Source organism: uncultured Roseobacter sp. (assembly GCF_947491795.1).
Classification (GTDB): domain Bacteria; phylum Pseudomonadota; class Alphaproteobacteria; order Rhodobacterales; family Rhodobacteraceae; genus Roseobacter.
Genome location: NZ_CANLKW010000004.1, coordinates 20,503 through 40,663, shown reverse-complemented (window position 1 = coordinate 40,663; position 20,161 = coordinate 20,503). Strand labels below are relative to the sequence as shown.

Here is a 20,161-nt window from a genome sequence, read left to right as displayed (position 1 = left end):
CGTTTTCGCCGCAGCGCGCAGGCGGCAATTCCGGTCAGAGGGCAAGATCTTCAAGCATTGTGGATTTGGCATAGTCAGCCTTGTCCGCCCTTCGCCTGACCCGCCCGCCTTCGATCATGACGAACCTGTCCCCAAGGCCATAGGCGAAATCAGCATTCTGCTCGACCAGCACAATTGCCATATCCCCCCGATCGCGCAGCAACTGCAGGCAAACGCCGATCTGCTGGATCACGTTGGGCTGAATGCCTTCGGTCGGTTCATCCAGCAACAAAATGTCAGGCCGGGTGATCAGAGCGCGCGCAATGGCAAGTTGCTGTTGCTGTCCGCCGGACAGATCGCCCCCTCTGCGTCCCCGCATGTCCTTTAAAACCGGGAAAAGCTCAAAGATATCATCTTCGATGCGACGCTCGGCCACTGGCAGCAGAGCAAATCCGGTTTCGAGGTTTTCCTCGACGGTCATCATCGGGAAAATCTCCCGGCCCTGGGGGACATAGGCGATGCCCGCACGCGCAGAGACAACGGCGTTTCCGCAGCCAGCAGGTTTTCCGGATGCCTGTACATCGCCTGCCGACCAGGGGTGGCGGCCCGCAATTGCTTTGAGCAGGCTGGTCTTGCCGGTTCCGTTGTTGCCCATTACCGCCGTGATCTGTCCGCGCGGAGCATCAAACGAGACATCATAGAGGATCTGGCTCTGGCCGTAGTGCAGGCTGAGACCGGTGACTTCAAGCATTGGAACGCCCCAGATATACATCGATAACCGCCTGATCAGCGGTGACGTGATCAAGGCTCCCCTCCGCCAGCACCGAACCTTCGTGCAGCACTGTCACCCGGCAATCGAGACGGCGGACGAATTCCATGTCATGCTCTACCACAACCACCGCGCAGGTCTTCGCAGCCTCGCGCAGGATATCGGTGGTTTTTTCCCGCTCTTCGACGGTCATCCCTGCGGCGGGCTCATCCACCAGCAGCAAGCGCGGATCCTGCGCCAGCAACATTCCGATCTCAAGCCATTGCTTCTGACCGTGGCTCAACTCACCTGCAACGCGCATCAGGGAATCCGAAAGGCCGATCTCGCCTGCGATTTTGTCAATGCGCGTGCCGTTCGCCGCGGTACGCCGGTGCATCAGAACGGCAAACGGGCTGCGCGGATTTTTGAGCGCCATCGCCAGGTTCTGCCGGACTGTCTGAGTTTCAAAAACTGTAGGTTTCTGGAATTTGCGACCGATCCCCTGCATGGCGATCTCACTTTCGGACATTCCCAGCAAAGAGATGCTCCGCTCGCCCCAGATCACATGGCCTTCGTCTGGTCTGGTTTTGCCGGTTACGATGTCCATAAAGGTGGTTTTGCCCGCGCCGTTCGGGCCGATGATCGCGCGCATTCCGGTTTCGGGAAACTGTACAGACAGGTTGTTAATCGCCCGAAAGCCGTCAAAACTGACCGACAGGCCAGAGACCTCAAGAAGAGTACTGTTCATGGTTTTTTTACCAGATAGTCAAAGAGGCCACCGATGCCGCGCGGGAAAAACAGGGTCACCGCCACAAAAGAAAGACCCAGCAATACCAGCCACCAGTCTGTCCACTGAACTGTGTAGAAACCCAGGTTAATTGGTGGCGCGCCGCCGCCGGTGAACCAGCTGGACAACAGGGAAACAAAAGCCGCACCGATCACAGCGCCATAAAGACGCCCGCGACCGCCGATCGCCACCCAGACGGCCAGGTAAATTGAGGCGATGGGCGCGATCTCACCCGGGTTGATGATCCCGGCCTGGGGATAATAAAGAGCACCGGCAATGCCCGAAACGATGGCCGTGACCGTAAAGATGAAAAGCTTGTAGCTTTCGACGTGATACCCCAGAAACCGCACCCTTGCCTCATTGTCGCGAATGCCCTGCACCACGCTGCCCATCTTGCCCGAGACCACCCAGGCAAAAAACACATAGCCTGCGGCCAGTGCGGCAGCCGAAGCCCAGAAAAACACAATTGAAACCGCCGACTGCGGGGTGGTTTCGAAGCCGGGGATATTCTGCAGGCCGGACAACCCGTTGTTGCCACGCAGACCGGAGTCGTTCTGAAAAAGATAGAGCGACAGCGCCAGTGTCATCGCCTGGGTGAGAATGGACAGGTACACACCGGTGACGCGTGACCGGAACGCCAGCCAGCCGAATACCAGAGCCAGCAGTCCGGGCACCAGCACCACCATCAGCAACTGCAGTAACAGACTGTCGGCAAATGCCCAGATGAGTGGGAATTCGGAGCTGCCCACGACGCCGAAAATCTGGTTGCCGATAGCATCCGATATTTCCTGCGGTGTCGGAGGAATGACCTGTGTGCTTAGGCTTTCGAGAACGATGGTCTCTGTCCGCGCGTACATCAGCCACATCCCGACGGCATAGCCGCCAATCCCGAAAAAGGCGAAATGCCCAAGGCTGAGAATGCCGCAGTACCCCCAGACGACATCCATCGCGATCGCGATCAGACACAGGCACAGCGTCTTGCCGAGAGTTTTGACAAAGGAGGTTGGGATGACCCCTGCACCGGTAAACTCGGACAGCACAGTGATCACCAGGGTGAAAAGCCCCAGCGCCGCCAGAAACCACAGAACAGATGGGTTTTGAGCAATAAAGGATCTGCGCATGATATCAATCCGCCGCCGCCCGGCCTTTGAGCGCGACGATGCCCTTTGGCCGGAACTGAATGAAGAGAATGATGAAAAGGATCATGTATGTCTGGGCCGCCAGGGTGTTCGACGGGTTCAGCCACTCGATGCCCTTTTGCAGGAACCCGATCATGGACGCCCCGGCAAGCGTGCCCCAGACATTGCCAACACCGCCTACAACGACCGTCATAAAGGATTGTACGATGTAATCGGCCCCCATCTCGGATGTCACTTTCGCATAAAGGCCAATCGCAACGCCCGCGATCCCTGCGATGCCCGACCCCAGCCCGAAGGTCAGCATATTGATGCGGTCCGGGTTGATCCCCATGCTGGCGGCCATGCCCGGATTCTGGGTCACCGCGCGGACCTCCAGCCCAAGCCGCGTGCGTTTGAGGATAAACAGGATGAGCGCCAGAAAGAGCAGAGCCAGAACAAAAATGGCTATACGGATATAGCTGATCTGTATCGCGTCCGACAGAACCCAGGCACCATCCAGCCAGCCGGGAGACGTCAGCGGACGGGCCTGGGTACCAAAGATATTTTTGGCCAGCTGCTGGAGGGCGATGGAGATGCCGAAAGTGGCCAGCAGGGTTTCCAGCGGCCGGTGGTACAGATGACGGATCACAAGGCGCTCCATCGTGACACCCGCGCCGAAAGTCACGGCAAAAGCCAGCGGCAGGGCAATCATGATCGACAGCGTATAATCCGGCACAAACAACTGGACGACGTATCCGGTATAAGCGCCCATCATAATGAATTCGCCGTGCGCCATATTGATCACCCCCATCACCCCAAAGGTGATCGCCAGACCGATGGCAGCCAGAAAGTAGATCGATGCCAGCGACAGGGCATCAAGGCCCAGGTCAATGGTCTGCTCCCACCCGACGCGCGCCGTGACGGAGGCGAGTGCTGTTTCCGCAGCAGCTGTTATAGCCGGGTCGGCCTCGTCGTACCGCTCATAGAAAATGTGCTCGGACAGAGCCGTTTCCCGGTCCGCGGCAGTAACAAGCGGTGGCACCAGGCCCTCAGCGGCGAGCTGTATATAGGCGCGTCCACGTTGGGCGTCATTGTCCAGCTGTGCAAGCGGCACCCCCCCAGCGCGACCGTCTTTCACGTTCTGCTCGAGCCCTGCGCGTATTTCTGCAGGCGTAACCACCGGCGGTGCCAGCCCGGCCTCGACCAGCCGCAGGTAAAAGGCATCGGGCGCGACAAACGGGTCCAGAACCCGCGCGATGTTGCCATCCGCCTCGCCCGCCGTGACACCCTCTTTGGTGCTCAGAATGCGGTTGAGAACACTGCGCGCCTCCACGCTGGTATCTTTTGACAGACTTTCGATGGCAGCGATGCGCACATCTGCAGTGTCACCAAACTGCGCCGACAGAAAATTCGCCAACTGCACTTTGCGCGCCCGCAGGCTGTCTTCGGTTTCCGTTTCTACCGAAGCCTGCAGCGGTGCCAGTTGCGACGCTTCGGGACGGCGCGCTATCGCTTCAAGCGCCGCTTTGCGTCGTGCCGGGTCCGGATCGGACAGCTGAAACTGTACAAGTGCGGTACCGATGACACGGCGCACCCCGCCGTTGGGTTTGATCTGGAGAAAACCGTCTTTTGCGATGCTGACGGTCTCGCCGGTGTCCACGTCCCGGATCTCCAGCGTGTCGCCATCAGCGCGCGCGAGGAAAAACAGCCCGTCCGGGCCACGCCAGACGTTTTTCTCGGCCCACTCCTCAAGGAACACGGTCACCTGCGGCAGACCAGAAGCGACCAGATCATCCAGCAGAACACTGACACTGCGCCGCGAGGGCTTGGCCACTTCGTCAGCGTGAATTTGCAGGATGTCCTGCAGATCACCGGCCTGAACCTGCGGCAGCACACCACAAAAAACCGCGATGGCGAGGAGGATACGGCGCATAGTGTCAGTCTTTCAGGGAAATTCAGGTCTTGCGGACAGGAGCGGGGCCATCAGACGACAGCCCCGCCGCATGAGATCAGTAGTTCGAGGTCAGCTGAACGCAGGTCTCGGTTTCCATGTTGTACATACCGCAGCCCAGCTCTTTCCAGTCAGAAGTCAGAACTTTGGAGGCCGGCAGGAAGTCGGTCCATGCGTCGCCGGGTACTTCAGCCGTTTTCGAGATGATGTCGAACTGGCCGTCCGCCGTGATCTCGCCGATCAGCACCGGCTTGGCCAGGTGATGGTTTGGCAACATGACAGCCGTACCGCCTGTCAGGTTCGGGAATTCCTGACCGTACATGGCGTCGCGCACAGCATCCACATCAGTTGTACCGGCAGCGGTTGCCGCATTGACCCACATGTTAAAGCCGATGTAATGCGCCTCCATCGGGTCGTTTGTCACGCGGTCAGCACCAGCGAATTCTTTCCAGGCGTCAATGAATTCTGCGTTCGCTTCTGTTTCTGCAGACTGAAAGTAGTTCCAGGCCGCCAGGTGGCCCACCAGGTTGGACGTATCAAGTCCCGAGAGCTCTTCTTCGCCTACGGAGAATGCGACAACCGGAATGTCATCCGCAGACACGCCGGCGGCTGCCAGCTCTTTGTAAAACCCGATGTTGGCGTCACCGTTGATGGTGGAAATCACGCCTACCTGTTTGCCATCCTCGCCCAGTGCGACCACGTCGGCCACGATTGTCGCCCAGTCGGAATGACCAAATGGCGTGTAGTTTACAAAGATGTCATCCTCTGCAATGCCGTTGTCTTTGAGATACTGCTCGAGAATGTTGTTCGTGGTGCGCGGATAGACATAGTCCGTTCCCAGCAGCGCGAATTTTTCCACGCCCAGTTCTTCCAGATAATAGTCTACAGCCGGGATCGCCTGCTGGTTGGGAGCAGCGCCGGTGTAGAATACATTGCGCGAGCTTTCCTCACCTTCGTATTGCACCGGATAAAACAGCAGGCCGTTCAGTTCCTCGATCACCGGCAGCACGGATTTACGGGAAACGGACGTCCAGTTGCCAAAGATCACGTCAACCTCGTGAACCGTCAGCAGTTCACGCGCTTTCTCTGCAAAAAGCGGCCAATCAGATGCCGGGTCGACAACAACAGCCTCAATCTCGCAGCCAAGGACACCGCCGGCAGCATTCTGCTTTTCGATCAGCATCAGCATTGTGTCTTTGAGCGTTGTTTCGGAAATCGCCATTGTGCCGGAGAGGGAGTGCAGCACCCCTATCTTGACCGGATCCGCGCATTCGGCAGCCGCGATACCTGTCGAAGCAAGCAGCGCGGCGGTTACATATGAAGTGAATTTCAGTGAGTGAGCCATCTGGAAAAAAGTCCCTGAATGAGCTGCGATGCCGGCAAAGTGCGGTTGGCACTATTGTCACCGGTCCAACTGGTATAGTCAGAACCCGCAGCAGTTTTGTTGCAGTCGCGCGGTGGTCAGGATCTGCCAGGATCGTCCATCGCGCGGCGTTTCAGCGCCCCTAAAGGCCGCATCAGTTGGACCCGCGCCCAAAGATTCTGCCACTTAATGCGTCACAAATTCGTTTCAGAGCGACCAAACGCCCAATTGCGCGCCGGAATTGACGAGATGCGCTCAATTATTGGACGGAACGTAAAGTGCGGTTTTCAGCAACCGTTAACCGAACGGTGTCACCGCCCATGTGATCCGCAGAATGCGTGCATCTGTGTCTCGCAGGCGTTCAGCATCGGAATGCACCCGGGCCTCGTTCCGCACATGGATCACCAGCGCGGCAGGTGTCCGGCTGGCAGGCAAAAACTGGTGCTGCGTCAGATGGACCGCAAAGAACGGGAAATCACTTCGGCCCGTCACCCATTCTTTGTCGAATTCGGTATAGCTCGGACTGCAATCACCCGGGGCGCTGGTGATTGACCTGACAGGCGGGCTAGACTGCAGGCATCCGGTGACGCATCTGCCGCGCTGGATGCGCAAAGCAATTAAAGGGTCTGCCTCTGTCTGCTAACGCGGACGAAGTACTTCGGATCAGAATACAAGGAACACGGAAAATGAGCGTTTTTGATGAGGATCTGTTTCTGCAGGGGCTGGAGCAGCGCAAGGCAACGCTCGGCGCTGAGTATGTCGAGAATAACCTGGCCGCGGCGGATGAGTTCACGCGCCCCTTTCAGGAGGCCATGACCGCCTGGTGCTGGGGTTTCGGATGGGGCGATGAAGTGATTGACGCCAAAACCCGTTCTATGATGAACCTGTCGATGATCGGCGCACTGGGTAAAATGCAGGAATGGGAGCTTCATCTGCGCGGCGCGATCAACAATGGTGTATCCAAAGAAGAAATACGCGCAATCATTCACGTCATCGCCATATACTGCGGCGTACCACAGGGCCTTGAATGTTTTCGCGTCGCCAAAAAGGTTTTCGCCGAAGGCTGACCGCCCGGACCGCTGGCCCGGGCAGCTTTCCGTCTACACCAGTTCAGCGTCGGTCATGATTTCGACCAGCGCGGGGCCCTCAACGGCCAGGGCACGTTCGATTGCATCCGCGATCTCATCCGTTTCTGTGACTTTTTCACCGTGCCCGCCGCAGAGCCGTGCAAAGGCTGCAAAAGACGGGTTCTGCAGATCCGTTTCCCACACAGGCCATTCCCCGGAACGCTGCTCCTTGGAGATTTTGCCCAGTTCGCCGTTGTGCAGCAGGATGTGCGTTATATCCATGCCGTATTTTACGGCGGTGGTGAACTCCATCGGGTACTGGCCGAAACCACCATCGCCGGATATCGAAATCACTTTGCGTCCCCGCAGGCTGTCGATGTCCTGCGTGGCAGCCCAGGCTCCCATGGCCGCTGGTAATCCAAAGCCGATTGACCCGAGATACCCGGACATCAGCACCCGCTGGGAGCCCCTGGTCTCCAGATAGCGCCCGAAGGAATAGGTGTTGTTGCCAACGTCCACCGCAAAAATCGCGTCGTCCGGCACAAGACGGCCCAGGGCTTCGAATATCGCAAACGAGTGAATGCCCTTACCGTGTTCCTCTGACAGTCGGCGGCTTTTTTCGTCCCGCCACATCCGCCAGCGATCTGCCAGTTCTGCTTTCTGGTCCTCGGCCTCTGCATGCGGCTTGATGTCTGGCACGGCGGCATCGCAAAAGGCCCCGATCTCACCCCAGACAGGCACTTTGACCGGGCTGAATTTACCCAGCTGCATCCGGTCATAGTCGACCTGGATAATGTTCTCTTTCAGCGCGATGCCGGTGTGGTTGGAAAAACTTGCCCCAAAAGCCACCAGCACATCCGCCTCGTTCATGAACCAGCTGGCAATCGGTGTGCCGGAACGGCCCAGAACGCCTGCGCCCAGCGGATGGCTGTCCGGCACCAGCCCCTTGGCTTTGAAGGTCGTGACTACGGGGGCGCCGATTTTCTCTGCCAGAGCAATGATCTGATCACGCGCCTCATAGGCACCGTGACCCACAATGATCATCGGGCGTTTGGCGCTGTTCAGCAACGCAACCGCGGCGTCCATATCCTCCTGCGACGGGGTGACCCTTGTGCCACCCATCCGGCCATCAGGCGTACCGGCCTTCTGATCTGATGGCATTGTCTGCATGTCATCGGGGAAAATCAGATGCGAGACATCCTGGTGCACGATGGCGTTTTTGCAGGCAAGCGACATCAGCTCCGCGTGATTGGACGTGCTGAGTGCCGTCTGCGAGAACCGCGACACGGCCTCAAAAGCAGAGGCCAGATCAATGTCCTGAAATGCGCCCGGCCCGAACACCTGGGTCTGAACCTGACCGGTCAGCGCCAGAACCGGCGCACGGTCAACCTTGGCATCCCACAGACCAGTCATAAGGTTCGTGGCACCGGGTCCGGCAATCGTCAGACAAGCTGCCGGTTTGCCCGTCAGCTTACCATAGGCAGATGCCGCAAAGGCGGCAGCGCCTTCGTGCCGGATGCCGTAATACTTCAGCTTTTTATCCGCGACAGCCATACGGATCGCGTCCGCCAGCCCCAGGTTGGAGTGCCCGACCATGCCAAAGACCGACTGCACACCCCAGTTGACCATGGTTTCGGTCATGACGTCCGTCGTTGTCCGTTCATGCGGTGGCTCAGGCTCGATGCCCACAAAGATCTCACCCTCGCGGATGTCCAGCGGGTACATCTCCTGGCCTGTATCCTCGTGACCGCCGGGTGGCTTGCCGGTCAGCGGATCAAAATCCCAGCCATGCCAGGGACAGCGGATCCAGCATTTGTCATCGATGCCTTTCTCAATGGATCCTTCGCCCAGCGGACCCCGCTGGTGCGGGCAATGATTGTTCATGGCAGCCCATTGCCCGTCGAAATGCACAAGACAGATCGACGTTGTCCGGGCGGTCACTGTTTTCACACGCCCCTCAGGCAGATCGTCAATATGGCCGACAGAGATCCAGTCCAGATTTTCTTTGTTCATTGTCTCTCTCCTTATGCCACGCCGCCAAAGGCGACACCCGAGATATCAGCCATGTCGCGTTTCCAGGTCGTCAGATCATCCGCATTGAAACCTTTCAGGTGATCGTGCCCGCAGGCCCGGGCCATGACCTGCATCAGCTCGACGCTCGCGCTGAAAAAATTAGCCAGCTGTGCCGCTGATTTATCCGCAATCAGACGATTGACCAGATGGGGTTTCTGGGTCGCAATCCCTACCGGACAGTTGTTTGTGTGGCAGGCCCGCATTGCCAGACAGCCGATCGCCTGCATGGCCGAATTGGAAACCGCAATGGCATCTGCACCCAGCGCCATCGCTTTGATGAAATCCGCCGGTTTTCGCAGCCCCCCGGTGATCACAAGTGTCACATCCGCACGGTCCAACCGGTCGAGATGGTGTCGCGCGCGCGCGAGGGCAGGAATTGTCGGCACCGAAATATTGTCCCGGAAGATGATCGGCGCAGCACCTGTGCCACCGCCGCGCCCGTCCAGGATGATATAGTCAACGCCGACGGCGAGGGCGGCATCGATATCTTTTTCTATGTGCTGAGCGGACAGTTTGTACCCGATAGGGATACCGCCGGTCCGGTCGCGGACCTCATCCGCAAAATCTCTGATCTGCGCCACATCCGTCCAGTCCGGAAAGCGCGAGGGCGAAATTGCAGCGGTACCTGGTTCCAGATCACGCACCTCGGCAATCTTGCCCTGCACCTTCTCGCCCGGCAAATGCCCGCCCGTTCCTGTTTTGGCACCCTGCCCCCCTTTGAAATGAAAGGCCTGCACTTTGTCCAGTTTGTCCCAGCTGAACCCGAACCTGCCGGACGCCAGCTCGTAAAAATAGCGGCTGTTCTCGGCCTGCTCTTCGGGCAGCATGCCGCCCTCACCCGAGCATATGCCGGTACCGGCGAGTTCCGCGCCTTTTGCCAGCGCAACCTTTGCGGATTCCGACAGCGCGCCGAAACTCATATCCGACACAAAAAGCGGGATCTCAAGGCGCAGAGGCTTTTGCGCATTGGGTCCGATCACCACATCTGTTCCAACCAGTGCGTCATCAAGCAGAGGCGGTTTGTGCAACTGAGCCGTGAGCAACTGGATGTCATCCCAATCGGGCAGTTCCGCGCGTGGCACGCCCATCGATTCAACGACGCCGTGGTGGCCGGTTTTTGTCAGGCCGGATTTTGCATAGCCCTGTATCAACCCTGTGTAGGGTTCTTCGGATGTGCCGTGGCTGGGGTCTGCATAGAGCCCAAGATAGGCATCACGGTTGTAAGGTTGCGGATTCTCATACCCCCAGGCGTTTATTTCATCGGCGTCAACACAGATGTCGTCGCCTTCAATCCATGAGGTGAATTTTGGCAGCTTTTCGTCATTGGCATAGGCAGACACACCGCTGTCGAGCCGGTAATCCCAGTTGTGCACACCACAGATCAGATCATTCCCGCGCACATGGCCATCTGACATCAGCGCACCACGGTGCAGGCAACGCCCGTAAAAAACCGAAACCTCTTCGTCAAAGCGGACAACAACCAGATCAACCTCGCCGACGAGTGCGTATTCGGGTTTTCGGTCGGCAAGCTCGCTGAGCCGGTAGATAGATGTCTTGTTCATACGGTGTCCTTCTGTGGAGTTTTCTGTCCGGGAATTGCGAACCAGCATGACAAACCGCGCACACGGTGCTGGCATTCTGATCCTGTTCTGGTCGCACCACGGGCCTTTGAAACGGCCCGGATTGCGCGCTGCAGCCTCCCGGTATTGCACTTCTGCATGCGACCTTGCCCCGGAATGCTGCCACAGAGCCAATCACAATCCAAAAGAATTCTGGCATCGTTCGTTTTCGCCCCGGCAACCCCCATGCCCGCAGTGCCATACCACCGGTTTTCAGCGGCCATGTTGGGGCCTGCGCCCACCTGACCGGACAAAGAACTAGAAAAAATTGAATATCCAAGCAATAATCAACGCATAGTTGATAATTTTCAGAGCATTTTTATGGCCAGTTTTTCCTACCAACTCAAAGAATCCCTGTTTCGCATTGTCGAAGCGATACCGCCCATCGCAGATTTTGCGAACAAATGGGCGATTAACCGCGTGGTGAAGCGCGCAAGGTTCCGCCCCCATCCGCTGAGTACGCGTCAGGGATATGTCTCGTGGCCGGGTCTGACGGATCGCCGCTGGAGCGGGCGTCACCTCCCGCCGAGCCCGCGCGAAGACGCGCCTGACCCCGAAGCACTGGCCGCACTTTTCCGGCGCCGGGACGGACATCAGCGTCTGTGTCCGAAATCCACATGTCTCTTTCCGGCCTTTGCACAGTATCTGACGGACGGATTTATTCGTACCGAGACAGAAGATCTGACAGCCGCCGATGAAACCGCCGATACAAGGCTGAAACGAAACACGTCAAATCACGAAATAGACCTGTGCCCGCTGTATGGTCGTACCGAAGACCAGACGGATGCGCTGCGCCTGAAATCCGGCAAAAAAGGGATGAAAGGGCGGCTGCGCTCGCAGATGATCGGCAGGGAGGAGTTTCCGCCCTTTTTGTACAAAGACGGTGAGGTTGATCCGGATTTCGCAGTGCTTGATCCACCGCTTGGCTCCAGCGACATTGATGACGCCCGCCGCGCGAAACTTTTTGCGGTTGGCGGTGACCGGGTAAATTCAGTGCCTCAGGTCTCTATGATGAACACGCTTTTTATGCGTGAACACAACCGCCTTGCGGCCGAGATAGAGACCGCACATCCGGACTGGGATGACGACCGGATTTTTGAAACAGCGCGCAATACCGTTGTGGTGATTTTCATCAAGATCGTGGTCGAAGATTACATCAATCATATCTCGCCGCTGCCGTTCCATCTGCGTGCCGATCCGTCGGTCGCCTGGGACGCGCCGTGGAACAAACCGAACTGGATCACGACCGAATTCAGCCTGCTGTATCGCTGGCACGCGCTCATTCCGGACCAGATCCGGTGGGGTGGAAACCTGCATCCTGTACATGAGACCTTCATGAACAATGCTTTGCTGATCGACGGTGGTCTGACGGCTGGTTTTGCCGACATCAGCGCCACCCAGGCGGCCGAACTCGGGCCGCGGAACACCGCCGAACCGCTTTTGCACATTGAAATATCCTCCATGAAGCAGGACCGTTTCTGCGAACTGGCGAGTTTCTCCGACTATTGCGACTACCTGGGCCAGAACCGGCCGTTTTCATTTGAGGACATTTCCTCTGATCCCGAAGTGGCCGGCATGCTGCGCGAGTTTTATGACAAACCGCGTGACGTAGACTTTCATGTCGGCCTGTTTTGCGAAGACAGGGTGACCAACAGTCCGCTGCCAAACATCATTCTGCTCTTTGTGGCTCTTGATGCTTTCAGTCAGGCACTGACGAATCCCTTACTGTCGCGCCATGTCTTCAAACGGTCCACATTTTCCGGTCCCGGATGGGACACAATCGCGAAAACGGGCTCAATAAGGGATGTTCTCGAGCGGAATTCGGCCTCCGATCTGACGGATGTGTTTGTCGGATTTACCCGCCCGGAATGGGAGCCCGAATAACCACAGACCGCCTCCGCTCCTGGCTCTCGATCTTCGTTTAAAACATACATGAAATCGTCTTTCAGGCGGGCGGTTCTCTGACCGTCCCGACAGCTGCACGCCATTCTGGAAAAACACGATTTCCGCGCGCGTGCGGCTGCTGTCTCCCGGAAAACGCGAAAAATCCCTTGCCGAAACCGGTTTCGGAGATCAGCCTGATTCCCGGGAGGACAGATTTTTGCGAACGGCTCACGATCATCCGGCGAAAAATACGGGGGCAAACCGCGTAACGATATCCGATGTATCGGACGCACTCGGGCTGACCAAATCCACTGTTTCACGTGCTCTGAATGACTATCCCGATATCGCCGAAGGAACCCGCCTCAAAGTCCGCCGCATGGCGGAAAAGATGGGCTACAATCCACTGAGTTTCGCGCAGGCGATCCGAACCGGTCTCAGCCGTTCGGTCGGGCTGGTTATCCAGATGGCCGATCACGATGCGCACCGCCCATTTCTGGCCGAATTTCTGGCCGGCGTGTCGCAGGGCGCCAGCGCGCACGGCTGGACCCTGACGCTGGCCGCGGCCAATGACCCGGCGCACACGCTTGAGACTTTTTCCAGAATGATCCGCGACAGAAAGGTCGACGGTTTCATTGTCCCGCGGACGCTGGTGCATGATGAGCGCATCGATCTTCTGCGCGAAAAGCAAATCCCTTTCGTGCTTTTTGGCAGAACTGCAGACCCGCGTGACTGTGCGTGGTTCGATCTGCTGGGTGAAGACGCAATGCAGGACGCTGTCCGCCGCCTGGCACACCTGGGGCACAGACGGATCGGATTTATCAACGGCGGCCTGAAATATAATTACGCGGCGCTCAGACAGGATGGTTTTTTGCGTGGCATGAGGGACGCAGGTCTCAGCGTGGATGATGAACTGCTCGGCGACGATGCGGTGACAATCGCAGAAGGACAGGCAGAGGCGACGCGCATGCTGATGCTGGACAAACCGCCAACCGCCTTTGTCTGCGCTGTCGATATGGCAGCCCTCGGCGTCTATCGCGCGGCGGCATCCTTCGGCCTGAACATGGGGTCAGATGTGTCGACGCTGTCGTATGATGGCATCCCTGATGGCGCACATGCGACGCCGCAGCTGAGCACATATGCCGTGAATTTCACACAGTCAGGGAGCACCCTTTCCAGCCTGCTGATCCGCAGGGTTCTGGGCGAAGAACCCGGCAATCTGCGCGAGACGCAACAGGCAGATTTTCTGGACCGGGGGTCGGCAGGTCCGCCTGCCCTCAGTCCTGATGACATCGCGGCACGCGTTGCTCAACACAGATCATAAACAGAAATCCAATGGGAGGATAACGATGAAACTGAACCATAAATCCATACTGCTGACGGGAGCCGCCATGGCGCTGTGCCTGTCTTCGGTGGCTGCCAGCGCGGAATCTATACGTTTCTGGACAACCGAAGAGCAGCCCGAACGCCTGGCACGCCAGGAACAGATGGCCGCAGATTTTGCCGCCGCCAGCGGACATACAGTGGAGGTCATTCCGGTCACGGAATCCGACCTCGGCACGCGTGCGACAGCGGCCTATGCCGCCGGTGATCTGCCGGACGTCATCTACCACCCGCTGCAGTATGCACTGCCCTGGGCTGACGCTGGCATTCTTGACACGGACGCCGCAACGGACGTGATTGAGGCTCTGGGCGAAGACACCTTTGCGCAGGGTGCGCTGAATATGGCCGCGACTGCTGATGGTTTCGCATCGGTGCCTGTGGACGGCTGGACGCAGATGCTGGTCTATCGGGCCGACAAATTCAAGGAAGCCGGCCTTGCGCCACCGACGACATATGCAAACGTGCTGGCCGCGGTTGAGGCACTGCACAACCCACCGTCCATGTATGGTTTTGTTGCCGCGACCAAGGTCGATGAAAACTTCATGTCTCAGGTGCTTGAGCATGTATTTCTTGCCAATGGTGTCTCCCCTGTCGGCCCGGACGGCGTAACAGCCCTGGATGAGGCGGCCACGATCGAAGTGCTTGAGTTCTACAAAGCAATCGCAGAGGCGTCCCCCCCGGGCGATCTTTACTGGGACCAGTCCCGCTCGCTCTATTTCTCCGGGAATGCAGCCATGATCATCTGGTCCCCGTTCATCCTCGATGAACTGGCCGGCCTGCGTGACAGCGCTCCGCCCACGATCAACGATGATCCGACAACGCGCGATCTTGCTGCGGCAACTGGTATTGTGACGAACTTCTCGGGCCCATCCAACCCGGATGGCGCGGCATGGGGCGACATCCGTTACTTCGGCATCACGTCTGACGCTTCAACAGACGCAGCCATGGAGTTCGTTCAGTACTCGATGAATGATGGGTATGGCCAGACCCTGGCGATTGCCCCCGAGGGTAAATTCCCGGTCCGCCGCGGCACGTCAGAAGACCCGGCCGAATTCTCCAAACTCTGGGCGACCCTGGATGTTGGCGTCGACCGCAAGGCCCCTCTGGGTGATCTTTATGACCAGGCGATGATCGATGAAGTTGTCGGCGGTCTGGACGTTGCCAAGCGCTGGGGTGTTTCCGACGGTCAGCTCGCTGTTGCGTCCAAGATCATCAACAGCCAGGTGATCAACAGGCTCGTCCGCGAGTTCATCGACGGTGAGCGCGACGCCGCGGCAACGGTTGCCGAGCTGAACGCCGCAATCGCGGGCGTCCAGTAAACGACCCCGCTCTCCGGGAGGCGGCGGCAGCCGTCGCCTCCCTCAAACTCAAAAATCAGGATAAACCATGACTGATGCTGTTCCCCCCAAGGGCACAGGGCCACTTGCGCGTCTTGAAGCGCGTCTGGCCTGGAGCCTGCTGGCACCAACGATCACAGCTGTTGCACTGGTCGTGGTCCTGCCTCTTCTCGCAATTTTCTGGATCTCGGTGAAACCGGTTTCCCTGTCTGACCTGCGCCCTCCTGAGATGGTTCTGCGTGAGGATATCCGGGGTGACACTGATACTGCAGGGGACGCCGCAAACATCCGCTACAGGCTGCGGAATTCCTCTCAGGAACAACCGATTGCCAATGTGACCTTTCGCGATGTCATCCCCGAAGGCCTGACGGTCAATGAACTGGACACACGTTGTACGCTCGACGGGCGCAGTCTGGAGTGTGATCTGGGCGACTGGGAGGGGGGGCAGCGCGAACGGCTTATGATCCCGGTCACTGTAGGACAGGCCTTTATCGACAATGGTCTCCGCCCGCAGGACAGCCCTGCCGACATTACCGGCAAAAGCTCCAACGTTCTTACAAACACCACATTCACTTTTGACAACTTTGCCCGTGTTTTTGACGGCGACGAGTTCTGGGAAGTGCTCTGGGTTACACTGTTTTACACCGTGTTCGGCACAATCGGCGCGCTGTTGTTCGGGCTGTTCGCCGCACTGCTGCTCAACAAATCGTTCCGCGGTCAGGGTATTCTGCGGGGCCTTTATCTTTTTCCCTATGTCTCCCCGGTGATCGCCGTGGCCTTTGCCTGGATCATCCTGTTTGACCCATTTTCAGGATCGGCCAACGCGTTGCTGGTGCAGATGGGCGTGACGCAGCAATCGATCAACTTTTTCGGCGAGCGCCCCCTGGCGCTGATCATGGTAACTGTGTTCGAGGTCTGGCGCTATTTCCCGCTCTCTTTCCTGTTCATCCTGGCCCGGATGCAAAGCATTGACACCGATATGTATGAAGCCGCCGATATGGATGGTGCCTCTCCGTTCCAGCAGTTCTGGGCACTTTCGGTTCCGCAGCTTCTGGGCATTCTCAGCGTATTGTTCCTGCTGCGCTTCATCTGGACGTTCAATAAGTTCGACGACATTTTCCTGCTGACCGGGGGCAATGCCGGGACACGGACGCTGACCGTGAATGTCTATGAGCAGGCATTTGCCATCTCGAACATCGGCGCCGGTGCGGCGGTGGCCGTGGTGATCTTTGCCTGCCTGCTGCTTTTCTCGGTCTTTTTCTTCAAATTTATCAGCCGGGAGGAAGGGCTATGAACGCGCTGCGTCACGGATATATCACAGCGCCTGTGCTGGGCGTTCTGTGGCTCTTTGTGATCGCCACAACGGTGGCCGTCGCCATGAGCTTTGCGACAGGGTCCGCCTTTCGCCCATCAGGTACCGGCTCGATTTTCTGGGGTGTCCTGGCCGGATTTGCCTGCATCCGCGGAAAGGTCTGGCAGCCGGTGGCAGCCGCTGCTGTAATCACGGTTGCCACCCTGTTCGGTTTTGGACCGATTGTCATTGGCGTCAGTGTTTCTTCCTTCTCGGCTTTTGTTGGCGCCGCAGCCACTGCAGGGTTCTGCGCTCTGGGGCTGTGGATGATGCTGGACGATGTCGTTCCCGGTGCGATCAACCGCCATGTCTTTGAGGCGTCGGTCATCCGGTTCCTCACGGGGTTCGGCTATATCTTTTTCACGGCAATCGTGCTGATCCCCTTTTATGTGATGGTTCTGACCAGCCTGAAAAACCAGTCAGAACTGATCCAGAACCCGCTCGATTTTTCTATCGAGTTCTCGCGCGGGGCAGAACTCTTTCGTTCCTACGTGGAACTCTTCAGTCAGTTTAACTTCGGCACATACCTGCTGAACTCTTTCGTGATCTCAGTGCTGACGGTGTTCATCACGCTGCTCTTTGCCATACCAGGGGCCTATGCAGTCGCGCGTTTGCGGTTCCGGGGCCGGGCGGCATTCTCACGCTCTATTCTGCTGATCTACATGGTGCCAATGATCGTTCTGGCACTGCCTATCTACATCGCCTTTTCCATGACGGGCCTGCGCAATTCCATGATCGGTATTGTCATGATTTACCCGGTCACGACCATTCCGGTGGCACTTTACATGCTGCAGGGATACTTCCGCGGCCTGCCCGGAGAAGTCGAGGAAGCCGGGCTTATGGACGGTCTGAACAGGCTGCAGGTGATCTGGAAAATCACCCTGCCCCTGTCGCTTCCGGCCATGGCATCGGTTTCGCTCTATGTCTTCATGATCGCCTGGAACGAATTCCTTCTGGCGTTTATGTTGCTGGACGATCCCAGCAAGTTCACCCTGACGCGCGGCATCGCCTCTCTGAATTCCTCTGAAATTCCGCGACAGCACCTGATGGCGGGGTCGGTGATTGCCACAGTCCCGATCATGGCAATTTTCCTCGGCCTTGAACGGTTCATGACCAAAGGCCTGACCGCCGGATCGGTCAAAGGATGAGACATGCAGCGTGTACCTCAATCACAGCCAAAGCAACGGGGCCCGCAGTGCGGACAAGCAAAAGGACTGAGCCATGACTGAACTCACAGAACGCGCCCGCAATATTCTGCGCCAGAATGACAAAGGGGGTTACACCCTGCCCACCCATGGTCTCTATCCCTACCAGTGGAACTGGGACAGCGCCTTTGCCGCCTGGGGGTTTTCCACATTCGATCCTGCCCGTGGCTGGCAAGAGCTGGAAACCCTGGTCTCGGGCCAGTGGGAAGACGGAATGATACCGCATATCCTCTTTCACCGTCCTGACCCGGGGTATTATCCGGGACCGGATGTCTGGCAGGGGCGTGGGCCTGTCCCCTCTTCCGGCATCAGCCAGCCGCCTGTTGCGGCCTCTTTCATGGCCAAAATGCTGGCCGCTGACCCGACGGGAGAAGCCCGGGCACGCGCCATATGGCCACGGCTGCGCGACTGGCACGCCTGGTTCATGCGCTGGCGTCTTGATCAGGGTGCCGTTTGTGTCACGCACCCCTGGGAAGCGGGCCGCGACAATGCGCCGGACTGGGACCCGGCGATGAAGGCAATCGACCCCAGCAACGTCGGTGAGTACACGCGGCGGGATACCAGCCATGTCGACCCTGCCATGCGTCCGACCAAGTACGACTATGACCGATACATCAGACTCGTGCAGATTGGCGTGTCGGTGAACTGGGACCAGGAGAAACTGCTCACGCTCAATCCATTCCGCGTCGCTGACCCGACGATGACTTTTACACTGTTGAGGGCACAGCGCGATCTGGCGGCAATGGGCCGGCGCTTCGGCGAGGATGTCAGCGAGATCGAAGAATGGATCCGCGTTCTTGAAGGCGGCGCGGAAACCCTGTGGAACGAAAACACCGGAGGGTACGACAGCCGCGATGTCCACACTGGCAGGTTCAATGGTGTTCTGAGCAACGCCTCGGCCCTGTGCTGGTACGGCGGTATTGATGACGCCCGGGCGCGCCCGGCGCTTGAGCGCATGCTGACCTCGGCTGAGTTCGGCCTCGCAAGCTTTGACCCGGATGCCGAAGGATTTGAGCCTTTGCGCTACTGGCGCGGGCCAACCTGGCCGATCATGAATTACCTGGTCGGTTCCGGGCTTGAAGAACAGGGACACAATGATCTGGCGCAGCGCATCCGGCGCGACACCGCGCGCCTTATGGAAATGAACGGTTTTGCAGAATACTACGATCCTCACAGCGGCGCGCCCGCAGGCGGAGGGTCCTTCACATGGACGGCGGCAGTCTGGCTCGGATGGGCCGGACAGCCGCCCGAAACACGCCAGGGAGCCGCATAATGTCATCCATAGCACTCAGATCCGTCGAAAAATGGTACGGCGAGGTTCAGGTCATCAAAGGTGTAGACCTCGAAATTGACGAAGGAGAATTCATCATCTTTGTCGGCCCGTCAGGCTGTGGCAAATCCACGCTGCTGCGTATGATCGCAGGTCTTGAGGAAACATCGCGCGGTCAGATCATGATCGCCGACCGCGACGCCACCGCCGAGCCACCGAACAAACGGGGGCTGGCCATGGTTTTTCAGAGCTACGCCCTTTATCCGCATATGTCCGTCCGCGATAATGTTGGCTTTCCGCTCAAATCAGCAGGCCTGCCGGCGGAGGAGATAAAGGAAAAGGTCGACGAGGCCGCCAGAGTTCTGAAACTGGACGCATACCTTGATCGCCGCCCCAAAGACCTCTCCGGCGGGCAACGCCAGCGCGTGGCGATCGGCCGTTCAATTGTGCGGGACCCCACGGCGTTTCTGTTCGATGAACCGCTCTCTAACCTGGATGCGGCACTGCGCGTGGAGATGCGCTACGAGATCGCAAAACTGCACCAGACCCTGAAAGCGACCATGATCTACGTGACGCACGACCAGGTCGAGGCGATGACGCTGGCGGACCGCATTGTGGTTCTGGACGGTGGCAAAATTGCCCAGGTCGGATCCCCGCGGGAACTTTATGAACGGCCTGCGAACCTCTTTGTGGCACAGTTCATCGGATCCCCGCGCATGAATGTCTTTGCGGCCGCGCACGTTTCGGGGATTTCGCTGCCGGGCGGCGCTGATCAGATTGGTATTCGTCCCGAACACATCGCGATGACAGAAAGCGGCGGCGGAAACATCGACGGCACAGTGGATGTGCTTGAATACCTCGGTGCCGATACGTTTGTGGTGATGGACTGTGGCGCAGCGGGACGCATCACGGTTCGCATCGCCGGCGATACAGATCTGAAACCCGGAGACGCCTGCGGACTGGCGTTCGAAAGCGGCCGCAGCCACTTTTTCGGACCTGACGGCCTCGCCGTCTCAACGGCGCTCTGAT

Annotated in this window: 16 protein-coding genes; 8 read left to right on the top strand and 8 right to left on the bottom strand. The window is 58.3% G+C overall.

Annotated elements, in window-relative coordinates:
- Positions 1-34 precede the first annotated feature (34 nt).
- From urtE to Q1A34_RS16715, 6 genes are all read right to left on the bottom strand, one after another.
- Positions 35-730 carry an urea ABC transporter ATP-binding subunit UrtE gene (gene urtE, locus Q1A34_RS16740; RefSeq protein ID WP_300036872.1) on the bottom strand — a complete coding sequence of 232 codons (696 nt, stop codon included), beginning with the start codon at positions 728-730 and terminating at the stop codon, positions 35-37.
- On the bottom strand, positions 723-1,475 hold the full coding sequence (urtD, locus tag Q1A34_RS16735; protein WP_300036869.1) for an urea ABC transporter ATP-binding protein UrtD: 753 nt from the start codon (positions 1,473-1,475) through the stop codon (positions 723-725). The genes urtE and urtD overlap by 8 nt, the downstream gene beginning before the upstream one ends.
- The gene (urtC, locus tag Q1A34_RS16730; RefSeq protein WP_300036866.1) at positions 1,472-2,635 is read right to left on the bottom strand and encodes an urea ABC transporter permease subunit UrtC; all 1,164 of its coding nucleotides are present in this window, start codon (positions 2,633-2,635) and stop codon (positions 1,472-1,474) included. Before urtC ends, urtD begins: the two co-directional genes overlap by 4 nt.
- Before the next feature lie 4 nt (positions 2,636-2,639).
- Positions 2,640-4,565, bottom strand: coding sequence for an urea ABC transporter permease subunit UrtB (gene urtB, locus Q1A34_RS16725; protein ID WP_300036862.1), 1,926 nt, complete (start codon positions 4,563-4,565; stop codon positions 2,640-2,642).
- Between the two features lie 76 nt (positions 4,566-4,641).
- Complete coding sequence (gene urtA, locus Q1A34_RS16720) at positions 4,642-5,928, bottom strand: urea ABC transporter substrate-binding protein (RefSeq protein WP_300036859.1); 1,287 nt, start codon at positions 5,926-5,928, stop codon at positions 4,642-4,644.
- Between the two features lie 315 nt (positions 5,929-6,243).
- Entirely contained in the window at positions 6,244-6,438 is a 195-nt protein-coding gene (locus Q1A34_RS16715) for a hypothetical protein (RefSeq protein ID WP_300036856.1), read from the bottom strand.
- A 194-nt stretch (positions 6,439-6,632) separates the two neighbouring features.
- Here Q1A34_RS16715 and Q1A34_RS16710 point away from each other — a divergent pair, with 194 nt between their 5' ends.
- Positions 6,633-7,013, top strand: coding sequence for a carboxymuconolactone decarboxylase family protein (locus Q1A34_RS16710; protein WP_300036852.1), 381 nt, complete (start codon positions 6,633-6,635; stop codon positions 7,011-7,013).
- A gap of 33 nt (positions 7,014-7,046) precedes the next feature.
- On the opposite strand, the gene Q1A34_RS16705 is transcribed toward Q1A34_RS16710, so the two are convergent.
- Entirely contained in the window at positions 7,047-9,026 is a 1,980-nt protein-coding gene (locus tag Q1A34_RS16705) for a thiamine pyrophosphate-dependent enzyme (RefSeq protein WP_300036849.1), read from the bottom strand.
- Positions 9,027-9,037: 11 nt separating this feature from the next.
- Positions 9,038-10,648: a glutamate synthase-related protein gene (locus tag Q1A34_RS16700; protein WP_300036846.1), complete on the bottom strand. Its 1,611-nt coding sequence runs from the start codon at positions 10,646-10,648 to the stop codon at positions 9,038-9,040.
- 378 nt (positions 10,649-11,026) lie between these two features.
- On the opposite strand from Q1A34_RS16700, the gene Q1A34_RS16695 reads away from it, so the two are divergent.
- The 7 genes from Q1A34_RS16695 (at position 11,027) to Q1A34_RS16665 (ending at position 20,160) form a co-directional block, all read left to right on the top strand.
- Complete coding sequence (locus Q1A34_RS16695) at positions 11,027-12,589, top strand: peroxidase family protein (RefSeq protein WP_300036843.1); 1,563 nt, start codon at positions 11,027-11,029, stop codon at positions 12,587-12,589.
- 217 nt (positions 12,590-12,806) lie between these two features.
- Entirely contained in the window at positions 12,807-13,910 is a 1,104-nt protein-coding gene (locus Q1A34_RS16690; protein ID WP_300036841.1) for a substrate-binding domain-containing protein, read from the top strand.
- 25 nt (positions 13,911-13,935) lie between these two features.
- The gene (locus tag Q1A34_RS16685; RefSeq protein WP_300036838.1) at positions 13,936-15,288 is read left to right on the top strand and encodes an extracellular solute-binding protein; all 1,353 of its coding nucleotides are present in this window, start codon (positions 13,936-13,938) and stop codon (positions 15,286-15,288) included.
- A gap of 67 nt (positions 15,289-15,355) precedes the next feature.
- Positions 15,356-16,600 carry a carbohydrate ABC transporter permease gene (locus tag Q1A34_RS16680; RefSeq protein WP_300036835.1) on the top strand — a complete coding sequence of 415 codons (1,245 nt, stop codon included), beginning with the start codon at positions 15,356-15,358 and terminating at the stop codon, positions 16,598-16,600.
- Entirely contained in the window at positions 16,597-17,805 is a 1,209-nt protein-coding gene (locus Q1A34_RS16675; RefSeq protein ID WP_300036832.1) for a carbohydrate ABC transporter permease, read from the top strand. The genes Q1A34_RS16680 and Q1A34_RS16675 overlap by 4 nt, the downstream gene beginning before the upstream one ends.
- A 73-nt stretch (positions 17,806-17,878) precedes the next feature.
- The gene (locus Q1A34_RS16670; RefSeq protein WP_300036829.1) at positions 17,879-19,135 is read left to right on the top strand and encodes a hypothetical protein; all 1,257 of its coding nucleotides are present in this window, start codon (positions 17,879-17,881) and stop codon (positions 19,133-19,135) included.
- Positions 19,135-20,160 (top strand): ABC transporter ATP-binding protein, encoded by a 1,026-nt coding sequence (locus tag Q1A34_RS16665; protein WP_300036826.1) that lies wholly within the window; start codon positions 19,135-19,137, stop codon positions 20,158-20,160. The genes Q1A34_RS16670 and Q1A34_RS16665 overlap by 1 nt, the downstream gene beginning before the upstream one ends.
- The last annotated feature ends 1 nt before the right edge of the window (position 20,161 follow it).

Coding starts and splice junctions, on each gene's coding strand:
- urtE (WP_300036872.1), bottom strand. CDS start 730: ATGCTTGAAGTCACCGGTCTCAGCCTGCACTACGGCCAGAGCCAGATC.
- urtD (WP_300036869.1), bottom strand. CDS start 1,475: ATGAACAGTACTCTTCTTGAGGTCTCTGGCCTGTCGGTCAGTTTTGAC.
- urtC (WP_300036866.1), bottom strand. CDS start 2,635: ATGCGCAGATCCTTTATTGCTCAAAACCCATCTGTTCTGTGGTTTCTG.
- urtB (WP_300036862.1), bottom strand. CDS start 4,565: ATGCGCCGTATCCTCCTCGCCATCGCGGTTTTTTGTGGTGTGCTGCCG.
- urtA (WP_300036859.1), bottom strand. CDS start 5,928: ATGGCTCACTCACTGAAATTCACTTCATATGTAACCGCCGCGCTGCTT.
- Q1A34_RS16710 (WP_300036852.1), top strand. CDS start 6,633: ATGAGCGTTTTTGATGAGGATCTGTTTCTGCAGGGGCTGGAGCAGCGC.
- Q1A34_RS16705 (WP_300036849.1), bottom strand. CDS start 9,026: ATGAACAAAGAAAATCTGGACTGGATCTCTGTCGGCCATATTGACGAT.
- Q1A34_RS16700 (WP_300036846.1), bottom strand. CDS start 10,648: ATGAACAAGACATCTATCTACCGGCTCAGCGAGCTTGCCGACCGAAAA.
- Q1A34_RS16695 (WP_300036843.1), top strand. CDS start 11,027: ATGGCCAGTTTTTCCTACCAACTCAAAGAATCCCTGTTTCGCATTGTC.
- Q1A34_RS16685 (WP_300036838.1), top strand. CDS start 13,936: ATGAAACTGAACCATAAATCCATACTGCTGACGGGAGCCGCCATGGCG.
- Q1A34_RS16680 (WP_300036835.1), top strand. CDS start 15,356: ATGACTGATGCTGTTCCCCCCAAGGGCACAGGGCCACTTGCGCGTCTT.
- Q1A34_RS16675 (WP_300036832.1), top strand. CDS start 16,597: ATGAACGCGCTGCGTCACGGATATATCACAGCGCCTGTGCTGGGCGTT.
- Q1A34_RS16670 (WP_300036829.1), top strand. CDS start 17,879: ATGACTGAACTCACAGAACGCGCCCGCAATATTCTGCGCCAGAATGAC.
- Q1A34_RS16665 (WP_300036826.1), top strand. CDS start 19,135: ATGTCATCCATAGCACTCAGATCCGTCGAAAAATGGTACGGCGAGGTT.